Source organism: Neisseria sp. P0008.S010 (genome assembly GCF_051962715.1).
Taxonomy (GTDB): Bacteria; Pseudomonadota; Gammaproteobacteria; order Burkholderiales; family Neisseriaceae; genus Neisseria; species Neisseria elongata.
In genome coordinates this window covers 153,503-169,509 of the sequence record NZ_JBQCVA010000001.1, presented here as the reverse complement: position 1 = coordinate 169,509, position 16,007 = coordinate 153,503, and the positions used below count along the sequence as shown (strand labels likewise).

Annotated in this window: 12 protein-coding genes and 2 pseudogenes; 9 read left to right on the top strand and 5 right to left on the bottom strand. The window is 54.4% G+C overall.

Translation table 11 applies throughout. The features are described 5' to 3' along the window. The 6 genes and pseudogenes from ACTHSL_RS00885 to ACTHSL_RS00860 all read left to right on the top strand — a co-directional run. Positions 1-95: pseudogene (locus tag ACTHSL_RS00885) on the top strand (IS5/IS1182 family transposase); the annotation flags it as partial. A 338-nt stretch (positions 96-433) separates the two neighbouring features. Further along, positions 434-1,969 (top strand): helicase HerA-like domain-containing protein, encoded by a 1,536-nt coding sequence (locus tag ACTHSL_RS00880; protein WP_440379980.1) that lies wholly within the window; start codon positions 434-436, stop codon positions 1,967-1,969. A 59-nt stretch (positions 1,970-2,028) separates the two neighbouring features. Beyond that, positions 2,029-2,670, top strand: a complete 642-nt coding sequence (locus ACTHSL_RS00875; RefSeq protein ID WP_440379979.1) for a DMP19 family protein — start codon at positions 2,029-2,031, stop codon at positions 2,668-2,670. A gap of 125 nt (positions 2,671-2,795) precedes the next feature. Next, entirely contained in the window at positions 2,796-3,635 is an 840-nt protein-coding gene (serB, locus tag ACTHSL_RS00870) for a phosphoserine phosphatase SerB (protein WP_440379978.1), read from the top strand. Between the two features lie 315 nt (positions 3,636-3,950). Next, a complete protein-coding gene (gene rpoD, locus ACTHSL_RS00865; RefSeq protein ID WP_440379977.1) occupies positions 3,951-5,888 on the top strand; it encodes an RNA polymerase sigma factor RpoD in 1,938 nt (645 codons plus the stop codon). A gap of 287 nt (positions 5,889-6,175) precedes the next feature. Then, positions 6,176-6,835, top strand: coding sequence for an IS1595 family transposase (locus tag ACTHSL_RS00860; protein ID WP_440379976.1), 660 nt, complete (start codon positions 6,176-6,178; stop codon positions 6,833-6,835). A 442-nt stretch (positions 6,836-7,277) separates the two neighbouring features. Here the strand turns inward: ACTHSL_RS00860 and ACTHSL_RS00855 are convergent, their stop codons facing one another. The 4 genes and pseudogenes from ACTHSL_RS00855 to upp all read right to left on the bottom strand — a co-directional run bounded on the left by ACTHSL_RS00855 (position 7,278) and on the right by upp (position 12,640). Next, positions 7,278-8,744, bottom strand: a complete 1,467-nt coding sequence (locus ACTHSL_RS00855; protein ID WP_440379975.1) for a TIGR00341 family protein — start codon at positions 8,742-8,744, stop codon at positions 7,278-7,280. A gap of 283 nt (positions 8,745-9,027) precedes the next feature. Continuing rightward, positions 9,028-9,688: pseudogene (locus ACTHSL_RS00850) on the bottom strand (IS1595 family transposase). A gap of 309 nt (positions 9,689-9,997) precedes the next feature. Further along, positions 9,998-11,914 (bottom strand): DNA mismatch repair endonuclease MutL, encoded by a 1,917-nt coding sequence (gene mutL / locus ACTHSL_RS00845; RefSeq protein WP_440379974.1) that lies wholly within the window; start codon positions 11,912-11,914, stop codon positions 9,998-10,000. A 99-nt stretch (positions 11,915-12,013) separates the two neighbouring features. Further along, positions 12,014-12,640, bottom strand: coding sequence for a uracil phosphoribosyltransferase (gene upp / locus ACTHSL_RS00840; RefSeq protein WP_003772240.1), 627 nt, complete (start codon positions 12,638-12,640; stop codon positions 12,014-12,016). 96 nt (positions 12,641-12,736) lie between these two features. Between upp and ACTHSL_RS00835 the strand changes: the two genes are divergently transcribed. From ACTHSL_RS00835 to ACTHSL_RS00825, 3 genes are all read left to right on the top strand, one after another. Then, entirely contained in the window at positions 12,737-13,270 is a 534-nt protein-coding gene (locus ACTHSL_RS00835) for a GbsR/MarR family transcriptional regulator (protein WP_003772238.1), read from the top strand. 125 nt (positions 13,271-13,395) lie between these two features. Further along, entirely contained in the window at positions 13,396-14,010 is a 615-nt protein-coding gene (locus ACTHSL_RS00830) for a lytic transglycosylase domain-containing protein (RefSeq protein WP_070454134.1), read from the top strand. Between the two features lie 29 nt (positions 14,011-14,039). Continuing rightward, entirely contained in the window at positions 14,040-14,717 is a 678-nt protein-coding gene (locus ACTHSL_RS00825; RefSeq protein WP_440379973.1) for a DUF4190 domain-containing protein, read from the top strand. Positions 14,718-14,808: 91 nt separating this feature from the next. Here ACTHSL_RS00825 and glcE read toward each other — a convergent pair whose 3' ends face one another. Then, on the bottom strand, positions 14,809-15,891 hold the full coding sequence (gene glcE, locus ACTHSL_RS00820; RefSeq protein WP_440379972.1) for a glycolate oxidase subunit GlcE: 1,083 nt from the start codon (positions 15,889-15,891) through the stop codon (positions 14,809-14,811). Positions 15,892-16,007 lie beyond the last annotated feature (116 nt).

The window sequence follows — 16,007 nt, the reverse complement described above, 5'->3', positions numbered from 1 at the left end:
TATTCAAAATCTTGTCGCTGCCTTACCGCAACAGGCGGAAACGGTTCGGGTTAAGGGTAAATCTGATTGCAGGACTGATTAATGCGATGGGATGAATATTTTCGCAAGAGGTCTAATCTGTTCCAACCGCTAATGCCTGGGTGTTGCACTTGAAATCTGAATTCAAGGCCGTCTGAAAACACATTGAAATATTTTCAGACGGCCTGATGAAAAATCTAAAAAGCGTTCCCTTCCCCGGATACCGCAGGCAAATTCCGTGTCCGGCCCGATATGCCGTTTGACAAACTATGGCCTGAAATTGAAGGCCGTCTGAAAAAGCAGCATGACTCCCGGCTTCCTTTTCAGACGGCCGATTGTGTTATTTGAAGATGCCAAAAAGCAGGTATACCGTTAAAATGCCGCCTGTCTTTATCCGCTACGGAAGTTTGATTTTATGACTACTCTCACCATCGCCTTGAGCAGCGGCGACCGCCAACCTTTGGAACTTATCGGCAAAATGGCCAACCGGCACGGCTTGATTGCCGGCGCGACCGGTACGGGCAAAACGGTTACGCTGCGCAAAATGGCGGAAAGTTTCAGCAATATCGGCGTGCCTGTGTTTCTGGTTGACGTAAAAGGCGATTTGTCCGGCATATGCCGTGCGGGGGACGGTGCGGGCAAGGTCGGCGAACGGATGGCGGAATTCGGTTTGGACGGTGCAGACTATCTGCAAGGCTTTCCCGTGCGCTTTTGGGACGTATTCGGCGAAACGGGCATCCCCGTGCGCGTTACCGTATCCGAAATGGGGCCAATGCTGCTCTCGCGCCTGATGAATTTGAACGACACCCAGGAAGGCCTGCTCAACCTGGTATTCAAGGTTGCCGACGATAAAGGCTGGCATCTGATTGATTTGAAAGACCTGCGCGGGATGCTGCAATATGTGGCCGACCACGCCAAAGAATACCGCACCCAATACGGCAACGTTTCCGCCGCCAGCGTCGGCGCGATTCAGCGGCAGTTGCTGGTATTGGAGAAAGAAGGTGCGGAACAGTTTTTCGGCGAACCCGAACTAAACCTGCAGGACTGGCTGCAAAGCGAGGGTGGGAAAGGCGTCATCAACATCCTGAATTCGGAAAAACTGATGCGCTCCCCGCGCATGTACAGCGCGTTTTTGCTGTGGTTTCTGGCCGAACTGTTTGAAACCCTGCCCGAAGTCGGCGATGCCGACAAACCCAAATTCGTCATGTTCTTCGACGAAGCGCATTTAATGTTCGACAACGCCGCACCGGCCTTGGTAGAGCAAGTCGAGCAAGTGGTGCGCCTCATCCGCTCCAAAGGCGTGGGCGTATATTTCGTTACCCAAAACCCGCTCGACCTGCCCGACAGCATCCTCGGCCAACTCGGCAACCGCGTGCAGCACGCCCTGCGCGCCTTCACCCCGCGCGACCAAAAAGCGGTAAAGGCCGCCGCCGAAACCTTCCGCAGCAATCCGAAGCTGAACGTGGCCGAAGCCATTATCGAACTGGGCGTGGGCGAGGCATTGGTGTCCTTCCTCGATGAAAAAGGCATGCCCGGCATCGTGGAACGCGCCTTCGTCCTGCCGCCGCAATCGCAGCTTGCCCCACTCTCGGCCGAAGAGCGCGGCCGCCTGTTCCAAAACGACATCCTCTACCGCCACTATAAAGACGCGGTGGACAATTTCTCTGCCTACGAAGCCCTGCAGCAGCTTGCGGCGGAACAAACCCAAGCGGAACAGGCTGCCGGTGCGGAAAAAGCCGCACAACAGGCGCAGACACAGGCCGAAGCGGCGCAACCGGCCAAACCCGGACTGGTGGAAGGCTTCCTCGGCGGACTGTTCGGCGGACGGAAAAAGGCCAACCAAGGGCTGGGCTACAACGTTGCCGACAGCATCGGCAGCCAAATCAACCGCCAAGTCACCAACGCCATTTCGCGCAGTGTGATGGGCGTAATCAAAAACATGTTGAAATAAACGGCAGGCCGTCTGAAAACCCGTTACCCGGTTTTCAGACGGCCTCAAATGGAAAAAAGATGAAAAACGACGACTTCAACACCCTATTCGACGGCGAAGACTTCCAAAAAATGCTGGCACAGATGAGCGAGGAAGAACGTGCCGAATTCAAACGAGAATCGCAGCAACTGTTTGCCGAAGTATCCGAAATGTTTGCCGCCTTCGACAACCGCACCATCCATGAAAAACTGACCGCCGCCGTCTTGGCGCAAACGCCCGACGAAGAGCTGGTACTGACCGTGTTCGACACCCTGGCCGTACAGGCACCCGAAGGCATGGGTGAAGAAGCATACCTGCAAACGCTCTCCCCCGCCCGCCGCGCCGTTTACGCGCTGTACATCCTGGCCGGAGAAGTGGACAACGGCGGTTTCAACCAGTATTACTACAACACCGGCGCCGAAGCCGCCGCCTACCTGCCCGAAGCCTGCGAACTCGTCGGCGCGCCCAAATATGCCGACCTCGTACGCCGTGCCAACGCCTGTTACGAACGCGAAAAACTGGCCGACCGCCAAGACGGTTCGCTGGAAGGTTTCTGCGCCTCGTATGAGAACAACCCGCTCGAAGCCTACGACGACGAATTCTACCTGCTGGAAAACTGCCAACCTCTGGACGGCCTGCTGGTACGTTTCATCCGCGAAAATCCCGAAGCGTTTACCGACTGACGGAAATGCCGCCCAAGATCGGGATTTTATGAACGTACAATCCCGCCGCATTTTTCAGACGGCCTTTTACAGCGGGAGGCCGTCTGAAAACACAACCGCCCAACCCAACCGAGGAAAAAATCCCCATGCCGCACCATTTGGTTTTACAGTGTCCCGACATCGGGCGTTGCGACCTGTCCTTTCTCCCCCCTTTGCCGACAAGGCCGTCTGAAAACGGAAACGGCAGCATCCTGCGCTTTGAAGTGCCGGAAAACTTTGCCCTGCCGCCCGAAGCCACCGCCGAACTGGACAAGCTGAAAATCGACCACGCCGTATTGCCCGCCATCCCGTTCTCCGACCTCGGACTGATTGTCAGCGACATGGACTCGACACTGATTACCATAGAATGCGTGGACGAAATTGCCGCCGGAGTCGGACTGAAAGAACAAGTGGCGGCGATTACCGAACAATCCATGCGCGGCGAATTGGACTTCGAACAATCGCTGCGCAAACGCGTCGGCCTGTTGGCTGGATTACCGGAAAGCGTGCTGCAAGAAGTGTACGACCAAGTGCTGAAACTGTCGCCCGGTGCGGAATACCTCTTGAGCGAATGCAAAAAGCACGGCGTGAAATTCATGCTGGTATCGGGCGGCTTCACCTTTTTCACCGACCGCCTGCAAACCCGCCTCGGCCTCGACTACACCCACGCCAACCTGCTCGACACCGACGACGGCCGCCTGACAGGCCGTCTGAACGGCCGCATCATCGACGCACAAGCCAAAGCCGACCTGCTGCGCGAATACCGCGCCAAACTCGGTTTGCGCCACGGGCAGGTTTTGGCCGTGGGCGACGGGGCCAACGACATCCCCATGCTGACAGAAGCCGGCTTCGGCATCGCCTACCATGCCAAACCCAAAGCCCGGCAGGCTGCCGACGTATGCATCAACCACAACGGCTTGGAAGCCATACGCGGCTGTTTTTTATAGAGGATTCCGTTCAAACCGAAGCGGGGAACACACCTTGCCCGCCGGAACGGAAACCGGCATATCGGGCCGCCCCCAAACCTTTCCCTGCCGCCTTTCGGCAGGCGGGGGATTTCAGTATAATCCCCGCTTTTTACCGACGGGGGCTTGTTTTCCCCCTTAGGCGGCACTATTTAGCGAAAATCTGATTTCGAGCCTGAAAGCCGAAGTGCTATTGCAGGCTGTTTCCAAACGGCGGTGTGCACCACACGCTGCAAGACAGGCAGAATTCCGAATATCCGTCCGCCCGCCGCATTATCCGAAAATACCGAGACCACAATGAGTAATCCGCAAGACTACGAAGAACAAGAAGACGACAACCGCCCGCTGACCGCGGAGGAACAGCGCGCCCGCCTGCGCCAGCTGATTCTGCAGGGCAAAGACCGCGGCTACATCACTTACGCCGAAATCAACGATGCCCTGCCGGACGACATGTCCGACGCCGAACAAATTGACAACATCGTCAACATGATTCAGGGTTTGGGTATTCAAGTAACCGAAGAAGCCCCCGATGCCGACAGCCTGCTGATGAACGACAGCGGCACCGGCATGACCGATGACGACGCGGTAGAAGAAGCGGAGGCCGCCCTTTCCAACGCCGACTCCGAATTCGGCCGCACCACCGACCCCGTGCGCATGTATATGCGCGAAATGGGGCAGGTGGAACTCCTGACGCGCGAAGACGAAATCATCATCGCCAAAAAAATCGAAAACGCCCTGAAAAACATGATTCAGGCCATTTCGGCCTGCCCGGGTTCGATTGCGGAAATCCTCGAATTGATTGAAAAAATCCGCAACGACGAAATCAAAGTAGACGAAGTGGTCGAAGCGATTATCGACCCGAACGAAGTGCTGCTTAACGAACTGGGCCTGGGTCATTTGGAAACCGTACCGCCCGGCGCACGTCCCGGCGACAACACCGAAGAAGAGTCCGAAGACGGCGAAGATGAAGACGGCGAAGGCGATGCCGCCGATATGGGAAGCGTCAATCTGGAAGAATTGAAACGCGAAGTGCTGGAGCATTTTGCCGTTATCAAAGACAGCTACGGCCTGATGGTCGAGGCTTTGAATGCCAACGGCAGCAACCATCCAGAATACCTGAAACACCGCGACGCGATTGCCCACAAACTGCTGGAAGTCCGCTTTGCCACCCGTCAGATTGAAAGTCTGAGCAGCAGCCTGCGGCAGAAAGTAGACAACATCCGCAAGCTGGAGCGCGAAATCCGCGACATCTGCCTCGACCGCGTCCAAATGGACCGCGACTACTTCATCAGCCAATTCCTGCCGAACATCACCGATTTGACTTGGTTGGAAAACGAAATTGCCAAACGCCGCGTATGGGCGAACGCCTTGGAGCGTTTCCAACACGCCATCCTGGAAAAACAGTCCGAATTGGCGGAAATGGAAAAAACGGCGCAGATTTCCATCGAAGAACTGAAGGAAATCAATAAAAACATGCAAAGCAGCGAACGGGAAACCGCGCGTGCGAAAGAGGAAATGATACAGGCCAACCTGCGCCTGGTGATTTCCATCGCCAAAAAATACACCAACCGAGGCTTGCAGTTCCTTGATTTGATTCAGGAAGGCAACATCGGCCTGATGAAGGCGGTCGATAAATTCGAATACCGCCGCGGCTACAAATTCTCCACCTACGCGACATGGTGGATCCGTCAGGCAATCACCCGCTCGATTGCCGACCAGGCGCGCACCATCCGCATCCCGGTTCACATGATTGAAACCATCAACAAAATGAACCGCATCTCCCGCCAATACCTGCAGGAAACCGGAGAAGACCCCGATTCCGCCAAACTGGCCGAGCTGATGGAAATGCCGGAAGACAAAATCCGCAAAATCATGAAAATCGCCAAAGAGCCGATTTCGATGGAAACCCCGATCGGCGACGACGACGATTCGCACTTGGGCGACTTCATCGAAGACGTAAACAACGTCGCACCGGCGGATGCGGCCATGTATTCCAGCCTGCGCGAAGTTACCGCCGACGTACTGGAAAGCCTAACCCCGCGCGAAGCCAAGGTGCTGCGTATGCGTTTCGGCATCGACATGAACACCGACCACACGCTGGAAGAAGTCGGCAAGCAGTTTGACGTAACCCGCGAACGTATCCGCCAAATCGAAGCCAAAGCCCTGCGCAAATTGCGTCATCCGACCCGTAGCGACAGATTGAAAAGCTTCCTGGACAGCGAAGACAACAAATAGCCGTTTCACAGCAAGAGAGGCCGTCTGAAAAACAATTTTCAGACGGCCTCTTTATCATCGGAACATCAAACACCATCCAAACCCAAACACACAGCCGCAGTTTGTATGGCCAGCCATGGCATTGCCGTTCGGTTGAGCGTCGGACTGCCCATCCATCGCAAAACTGCAACAAATCATCCTGACGCAGAAACACTTTTCAGACGGCCTCCCCGGGAGGCTGCCTACGTTTAATTTTCGGGGCTGTCCTAGATAACTAGGGAAATTCAATTCAAGCTAAAATTATCCCCATGAGAAGAAGCCGCCTAAGTCAGTATAAGCAAAATAAGCTCATCGAACTATTCGTTGCAGGCGTTACCGCCAGAACGGCAGCCCAATTGGTCGGCGCCAACAAAAATACCTCAGCTTATTATTTCCACCGGCTGCGTCTGCTTATATTTCACAGCAGCCCGCATTTGGAAATGTTTGTTGGTGAAGTAGAAGCAGATGGAAGCTACTTTGGCGGGCATCGCAAAGGCAGACGGGGGCGCGGTGCGGTAGGGAAGGTCGCCGTATTCGGGCTTTTAAAGCGCAACGGCAAGGTTTATACCGTTGCCGTACCTAATACGCAAACGACCATCTTACTGCCTATTATCCGTGAGCAGGTAAAGCCTGACAGCATCGTTTATACAGATTGTTATAAGAGCTATGATGTGCCGGATGTCAGTGAGTTTAGTCACTTGCGCATCAACCACAGTACACACTTTGCCGAAAGGCAAAACCACATCAATGGGATAGAGAACTTTTGTAATCAGGCAAAACGTCATTTGCGCAAGTTCAACGGTATTCCCAAAGAGCATTTTGAGCTGTATCTGAAGGAGTGCGAATGGTGTTTTAACAACAGTGAAATAAAAGTTCAAATCTCTATTTTAAAACAACTAGGTAAAGCACGATTTATCCTAGTTATCTAGGACAGCCCCAAGATTTTTTCATTTTATATTCCTGTGTTTGAATAGGAGATGTATTGAAAAATGTAAAGCTAGTTATTGCCAACATTTTGCTTTACTAATTAATGTATAAATTTGCAAAAATATACCATTCGAGATAATATGAGACCTTTGCAAAATACCTCTCTTCACCTTTTCGTTGACAGCCGAAACCCAAACACAGGTTTTCGGCTGTTTCCGCCCCTAATTGCGCCTAATTTTACCCAAATCTCCCCTTAATCCTCCCCGGACACCCCATAATCAGGTATCCAAGGGGGATTAAGGGGGTATTTGAGTAGAATCAGTGGATATTTGAAACAAAAACAGCCGAAAATCTTTATTTAGGTTTCGGCTGTTGGGAGGGAGAAGGAATTTTGCAAAGGTCTCAATCAATGATTTCTCGGAAATGGATAAAGTCTGAAGGCGATTATTCGTTAGACGGTTTATCTGTCTGAGACTTGTGCGTTTGTAATATGCGCACTACCTTACCCTCATAACGCTGGCGTAACCACGCCTGTATCCGCTCGTAATCTTTGGCAGGTAGTGGCTGCTCCAATTCGAGAGAGACAACGACGATATCGTCATATGTATCTGTCTTCGGTTCTGCGTTTTTTTGGCTTTCAGACTGTTCGGAAACAGGCGTTGTTTGCGCTTTATCCCAAGCCAAGCCGCGTCCGACAACGATTTTTTCCGCTTCCGGATATTGGGCTTTTAATTCCTTAAGTACCGCAGCATCGTCAGCACCGGCGGTATCGGCAGTTTTGCCCGCCAGTACGGTATCGATGTAGGCCTGCTGCTCTTCCAGCTTGTTCTGTAACTGCACCGAGTTGTTATGGCTTGCCAGCAGTTCTTCAATTCTAGTGTCACTGCCCCCCGCATAGACTACTTTCACTTGCGGTTCTTTTATACCTGCCGCTTTCAGATTTGTGACCAGCAGAGTGGTAATTTTCTCGGCATTCCCTGTTCCGTTGACAATCAGCCCAACTGCACGTTCTTTGTAGTTCACCATTTTACGCAGCACGAAAAAACCTTCCTGCTGTTGTGCAGCGGCGATGGCATTGTTGGCTTTGGTATTAAACAGCTCCTGACGCACTAGTCCCGATGCCATATATCCGCTCGGAATCATCACTGCCAACACTACGGCTGTGATAATAATACGGTGCAGTCTGCGTTTGGTCTCACTTACCAGCCCCCTGCGCGGCAGCTTAAGTAGTTTGGAAAACAGTAGGGTGGAAAAAGCGATGAACACGCAGTTGATGGCAAACAGATAAAAAGCACCGAAAAAATAGTGCCAGTTACCGTGTGCTAGTCCATAGCCCGCCGTGCACAGAGGAGGCATCAGTGCAGTGGCAATTGCCACACCCGGGATGGCATTGCCTCCTTCTTTGCGCGTTAATGCCACAATGCCTGCACTACCGCCGAAGAAGGCAATTAACACGTCCCATAGGGTTGGCTGGGTACGTGCCAAAAGCTCGCTTTGTGCCTCTTTCAGCGGGGTTAGCAGGAAATACAGTGTAGCGGTAACCAAACTGATGGCGATGAACACAATAATATTGCGTGCTGCTTGGCGGATCAGTGCAGTATCGCCTACCGCGGCACCGTAACCCACACCGACGATCGGCCCCATCAACGGAGAAATCAACATCGCCCCAATCACTACCGCCGTGCTGTTTACATTCAGACCGATACTCGCCACGGCAATGGCAAACATTAATACCCACATATTGGTTCCGGTCACCCGAGTATTGGCGCGGATGACGGCATCAATTTTATCGGGATGGGCCTGGTCATGCGCAAGATTGAACACATCTTGCAACTTGGTCATGGCACCATTGTCTTCTTTTGGCTGGTTTTCTTGTTCTTCTTGGTTTTTAATGTTTTCTTGGTCTTGCATTTTCATCCTTAAATCAATCTTAACGATTGTCTCTGAATATTTAATTAACTGGAATTTCGGATACTGATAATTATGCTTGATAACTAAGTTCGAATATGATTAAACAGATACCTTGCAGAATATTAACATATACCCGAAAACGCTAACAACGCTGACAACGCTGATCCTGCGTAGGCCTTCACGAAACCAGCATATGCAAAAACCTTCTCTCAAATCCAATTCCTACTTTTTCAGCAGCAACCGCCATCAAAATTTTTTAAGGGGCTGTACTAGTAGATTAGCCCTAAATTCCACACCATTTTTGCAGGATTTTAAGCTGTTGAGACGATGTGCCAAAATTAAATCGAAATTCGCATTCTTTCAAGAACAGCGGGAAAGATTTGCGATCGATTCCGTTGTATTTTCGCAAGACGCGTTTTGCCTGATTCCAAAAATTCTCAATGCCGTTGATGTGGTTCTGACGGTCGGCAAACGCTTTGGAATGATTGATGCGGTAATGGATAAAACCGCTTACGTCTAGCTTGTCATAGCTGCTCAGACTATCGGTATAAACAATGCTGTCCGGCATGATTGTCTGTTTGCTAACAGGCATCAACGTATCGGACTTGGCATTATCTACGACAACGATATAGACCCGTCCGTTACGTTTCAGAATGCCGAAGACAACCACTTTTCCTGCCGCACCGCGACCACGTCTGCCTTTACGCCGTCCGCCGAAATAACTTTCGTCCAACTCGACAGGGCCCTCAAAAACCTCATCGGCAACCAAGGCCAGATAATGGCTGATGACCATACGGATTTTACGGTAGAACAGAATAGCGGAGTTGGGCTGAATGCCCAAAATATCGGCAGCGGAACGGGCGGTAACTTGGAGTACAAAAAATTCAAGTAGTTTGTAGTTTCTTTTGAACTCTCTTGCTTAATTTACAATTGGTTATCTGCATTTTCGCAGCCTAGCATAACTACTAATCTACGTCAGCCCCAAATTCAAATAAGAACGCACCATATCGTCATTCCCGCGCAGGCAGGAATCCGTGCATTTGATTTTTAGGAATGCTTGAAGGCTGGCGCAAACCCAATTTTTTGGATTACTGTCTTATTGTGAATGACGATGGTCGGTATTTTTAAATGGGGCGGTTCCGTTTATCCCCGACAGCCCTAGAACTAATCCGCCCGACGGGAAGGAGTGTCGGCTTTATCCCAAAGACGGCATATCGGTACTGTCTCGCAGATTGGTTTTTGAATCGCCACACTCACTGGCCGCGCAAAAACAGCGCGTCCAATTCTTTCAGCGTGAGTTTGACCCATGTAGGACGGCCGTGGTTGCACTGATTGCTGCGCGGGGTTTGTTCCATATCGCGCAGGAGGGCGTTCATTTCCGGCAGGGTGAGTTTCCGTCCGGCGCGTATCGAACCGTGGCAGGACATAGTGGCGAGGATGCGGTTTTCCCGCGCTTCCACCGCCTGCGACACGCCGACTTCGGCAAATTCGCGCAACATATCCCGCGCCAGTTGTTCCACGTCGGACTTGCCCAGCATTTGCGGTACGGCGCGCACAGCGATGCGGTTTTCGCCGATGGGCGAGAGGTCCAGGCCGAAACGGCGCAGTTCATCGCCGAAATCGGCCAGGGCGGCCATTTCGCCGTGCCCTGCGGCAAAGGTAACGGGGATGAGCAGCGACTGGCTGTTCAGACGGCCTTGTTCGCCGCGCTGGCGTTTCATTTTTTCGTAGTTCACGCGTTCGGCGGCGGCGTGCATGTCCACCAAAAGCAGGCTGTCTTCCGCTTGGGCAAGGATGTAAATGCCGAGCAGTTGGGCAATGGCGAAGCCCAGCGGGTAGGCGTTTCCGCTGCCTCCGCCGTGCGCTTCGTCCCGGCCGTCTGAAACGGCGGTTTGCGCTATTGCGCCGCCAAAGCGTTCGTGTTCGAGCTGTGCCAGTTCGTCGTCGCGCCGGTAGAGTTCGGCATAGGTGTCGATGGCGCGGCGGTTTTCGTTCAGGCTTAAACTGCGCTGTTGCGGCACCCGGGTGGCAGAATAGGAAACGGGGGCGGTTTTGCCTGCTTGGAGGCCGTCTGAAAACGGTGCATGGCTGCCGCCGTGGTTTTCAGACGGCCTTTCTTCGGCCAAGCCCATCATTTTGTACAGCACTTCGCCCGCATTGCCGACGCTCTCCGTCCGGTCGGCACGCGTGCCGGCCAGTGCTTTGTCGAGGGTGTGGAAAACGAGTTGGTGTACGGCCTGGCTGTCGCGGAAACGGATTTCGGTTTTGGTGGGATGGACGTTCACGTCCACGGCTTCGGGCGGCAGTTCGAGAAAGAGGACGAAGGCGGGCGCGAGGGCTTGGTGGAGCACGTCGCGGTAGGCCTGCTTGACGGCGTGCAGCATGACTTTGTCGCGCACGAAGCGGCGGTTGACGAAGCAATATTGTTGGCCGGTTTTGCCTTTGGCGAAGGTGGGTTTGGCAATCAGGCCGTAGAGCCGCATGCCGCCGCCCCCGCCTTCCACGGGCAATGAGGCCGTCTGAAAATCGCTGCCGAGTATGGCGGCCGCGCGTTCTTCGAGGCTTTGCGGCGGGTATTTGAAAACGGGTTTGCCGTCGCGTTTGAGGCTGAAGGCGGTTTCGGGATGGGCGAGCGCGAGGCGTTCGAGCATGGTGGCGCAGTGGGCGTATTCGGTATTTTCGGATTTGAGGAATTTGCGCCGTGCGGGGGTGTTGAAAAACAAATCGGCCACTTCCACGGTGGTGCCTTCGGGATGGGCGGCGGCGGCAACGGGCGACAGGATGCCGTCTTCGGCGCGGATTTCGTGGCCGTGCGCGCTGCCGGGAGTGCGGCTGGTGAGGGTAAGCCGGCTAACGGAGGCGATGCTGGCCAGCCCTTCGCCGCGAAAACCCATGCTGGAAACGTGTTCCAAATCGGTAAGGCTGGCGATTTTGCTGGTGGCGTGGCGGGAAAGCGCGAGCGGCAGGTCGTCGGCATGGATGCCGCCGCCGTTGTCGCGCACGAGCAGGCGTTTGATGCCGCCGCCGTCCAGTTCCACCTCGATTTCGGCCGCCCCCGCGTCTATGCTGTTTTCGACGATTTCCTTCAGGGCATTGGCGGGGCGTTCCACCACCTCTCCGGCGGCGATTTGGTTGACTAGATGGTCGGGCAGTGCGGCGATACGGGACATGGCTTCGGACTCGTTTGAGGCTGTCTGTAAATGAGGCGGGCATTATAACAGGCCGTCTGAAATTTGTTTTTCAGACGGCCTGCACTTGTTGGCGTTTGATTATTTGGTGCCGAAGATTTTATCGCCCGCGTCGCCCAAACCCGGGATGATGTAGCCGTTTTCATTCAAATGGCTGTCGAGTGCGGCGGTGTAAATTTTCACGTCGGGATGCGCCTCGCTCACCCGTTTCACGCCTTCGGGCGCGGCCACCAGTACCAAGGCCTTGATGTTAGTACAGCCTTTGCTTTTCAACAGGTCGATGGTGGCGACCATCGAGCCGCCCGTGGCCAGCATCGGGTCGATGATGAGTGCCGGACGCTGGTCCATTTTGCTGACGAATTTTTCAAAATACGACACCGGTTCGAGTGTTTCCTCGTTGCGCTGCAGGCCGACCACGCTGATTTTCGCCGTCGGAATCAAGTCCAACACGCCGTCGAGCATACCCAAACCCGCACGCAGGATGGGGACGACGGTCAGGGTTTTGCCTTTGATGCGCTCGCCTTCCATTTCGCCGCACCAGCCCGCGAAAGAAAAGGTTTCGGTTTCGAAATCGCGGCTGGCTTCATATGCCAGCAGCCGCGCCAGTTCGTTGGTGAGCGTGCGGAATTTGTAGGTGCTGCAATCGGCTTCGCGCATCAGGGCGAGTTTGTGTTTGACTAAGGGGTGGTCGATGATATGGAGGTTCATGGGAAATATCTCTGCTTTTTTCAGACGGCCGCAATTATAGGCGAACCACGAATTTCTGTCTTGACGGAAATAATAGAAATAACCATAATAAGCCGTATGAAACTGAATCCGACCACTCAAAAATTCGTGCTCCACTGGGGCGAAATGGGCTCTAAATGGGGCGTAAACCGCACGGTGGCGCAAATCCACGCGCTGCTCTACATCATCGGCAAACCGATGAATGCCGAGGAAATCAGCGAAACGCTGACCGTGGCGCGTTCCAACGTCAGCAACAGCATCCGCGAGCTGCAAGGCTTGAAACTGGTGCAAACCGTGCACCAGCTCGGCGACCGGCGCGATTATTTCACCACCTCCGACGATGTTTGGGTATTGGTGAAAACCATCGTCGAACAACGCCAACAGCGCGAAATCGAGCCGACACTGCACTTCCTCAACGAACTGATCGCCACGCCCGAATTCGAACAGGAGAACGAACAGGTGCAAAAACGCATCCGCGACACGCAGCAGTTTATGGACATTGCCACTAGCTGGACGAAGGAAATGCTCAAACTGCCCACCGGCACACTGGCGCAGGTTTTAAAACTCGGCACCAAAATCCAGCGTTTCCTGACCGGCGGCAAAAAAGACTGAATCCGCCGCACAATATCCGAAAAGCCGCACAGGCCGTCTGAAAACAGGCTTTCAGACGGCCTTTCCCTGTCTTTTGACTGCCGGATGGCATATAATCCGCCCACTCGAAACACTCTGCGGAAACTATGGAAAAAACGGTGCACAATCCCATGCGCCGCCGTCTGATACTGGCCGGCGGCGCGCTGCTTTTGTCTTCCCGCCCGATCTTGGCCGGAGCGCAGCGCGAAGAAACCCTGTCGGACGACGTGGCCTCCGTCATGCGGACGTCGGTAAACAACGTCAACCCCGCCCGTTTGGTTTTCACCAACCCGCGCGACGGCGAACGCTGGCTGCGCGACATGTCGGCACGGCTCAGCCGTTTTGTGCCCGACGAACCGTCGCGCCGCCGCCTGCTGATCAATATCCAATACGAAACCACCCGCGCAGGCCTCGATACCCAGCTGATACTCGGCCTGATCGAAGTGGAAAGCGCGTTCCGCCAATACGCCATCAGCAACGTCGGCGCAAAAGGCCTGATGCAGGTCATGCCGTTCTGGCAGCGTTACATCGGCAAACCCGACCACAACCTGTTCGATATCCGCACCAACCTGCGCTACGGTTGCACCATCCTGCGCCACTACCTTAATGTAGAAAACGGCAACATCGTCCGCGCCCTCGCCCGCTTCAACGGCAGCCTCGGCAGCAACAAATACCCCAACGCCGTCATCGGTGCCTGGCGCAACCGATGGCAATGGAATTAACCAACCCTGTTCATTTTTAAGGATAAACCATGCAAAACCAACAGAACGATTATCGACATCCCGCACCGTCAAACAACGGACAATACTACCAACAGCAGCCCCAACCGGTACAAGGCACCAATGCCCTGGCCATCTCCAGCCTGGTTTGCGGCATCATCGGCTGGATTATCCCGATACTCTTCGCCCTGCTGGCCATTATTTTCGGCCACGTTGCCCGCAGTCAGATTAAACGCAGCGGCCAGGGCGGTGCAGGTTTGGCCCTGGCCGGCCTGATTTTGGGTTATATCCAGTTCGTCATCATGTCTATCGGCATACTTGCCGCCATCGCCCTGCCCGCCTACCACGACTACGTTATCCGTTCCAAATGGGTAGAAGCCGACGTCTATCTGGTGCAGGCGCGCGACAAACTGGCCAAACGCATCGCCGCCGATAAAGACAACGCCATCATCATCAACATTCCCGCCGAAGAAATGAACATTCCCGGCATGGAAAAGCACTGGAACGAATTTACGGTGGAAAACGGCGTACTGCATGCCCAGCTCAACCCGAAAAGCCAACTGTACCCTTTGATTAAAAGCACAAACTTGAGCATTACACCGCAAGTAATGAAAGACAGCATCGTTTGGGAATGCCGATTCGAACAACAAATGAGACAAAGCCAGATGCCGAAATCATGCACAACCGACGGCAACATCACCTCTTTGTAAGCCGTCTGTAAAGCACCGTTCCAGCAACACAGCCCAACCGTAAAAAGGCCGTCTGAAAGCTTTCAGACGGCCTTTTCACATCCTGCCCAAACTATGCCAGACCCGGCATCCTTCCCGGATTCAGAATATTGTGCGGATCAAACAATTTTTTCAGCCGACGCTGGATACGAAGCACGTTTTCCTGCGGCAGGGTAAACGCGGTTTCGCCGGCCCGCAGCGCACCCCGGAACAATGTGGCATGCCCGCCGGCTTGAGATGCGGCAGCACGGATTTCGTCTGCGGGCAGGCTGGTTTGGTACCAACGCAGGCCGCCGCCCCATTCCATACAAAATGTTCCGTCCAATTCCAACTCGGGCGCGGTATCGGGCACGGATACGCGCCACAACCGTACATCTTTGTTTTCAGACGGCCTGAAGGCAGGCAGGAGCTGCTCACGCACCGCCAGCCACAAATCGGCATTCGCCCGCCCGGCCAAGCGTTCCCCACCCAGGCGGATTGCTGCCGCCTCTACACCCGCCGCACTGCCGCCGAGACGGACGAATAGCGCGCCGTTGTCCCAAAAACCGGCCGTCAGCGGCAGCGGCTGTCCCATCCAAGCGTGAAGCATCCTGCGGGCGGCGGCCGCCGAACATTCAAACTGCAAGGTGATTTCACGTTCGGGCGCAGGCAACACCTTTAGCGACACTTCCGCCAACACCCCCAAAGTCCCCATCGCTCCGGCCATGGTTTTATGGATGTCGTAACCGGCGACGTTTTTCACCACCCGGCCGCCGAAATCAAGCACCTGGCCGCAGCCGTCTATCAAACGGCAGCCGAGGACGAAATCGCGCACCGCGCCGAAATGCGCCCGCCCCGGTCCGGCCAAACCGCAGGCCACCGCGCCGCCCAAGGTTGCACCCGCACCGAAATGCGGCGGCTCAAACGGCAGGATTTGGCGGCGTTCGGCCAAAGCCGCTTCGATTTCTGCCAAGGGTGTGCCCGCTTTGGCGGTGATGACCAACTCGTCGGGATCGTAGGCGGTGATGCCGCTGTGGATGCGGGTATCAAGGATGGCGGCCGGACGCGCGGGTTCGCCGTAAAAATCCTTGCTGCCGCCGCCCCGCACGGTCAGTGCGTACCCTTCTTCGGCAGCCTGCCGGATTTGTTGCTGCAAATATTGCAATGAATTATCCATATCCTGCTTTCAGACGGCCTTTGTCTGTATTTTTCAGACGGCCTTAGGGTTGGTCGGCCTTTTGATATGCCGATAGTGTGTTTGACGTGCCGCCTCGGCCAAGTTTTCCGCCCATT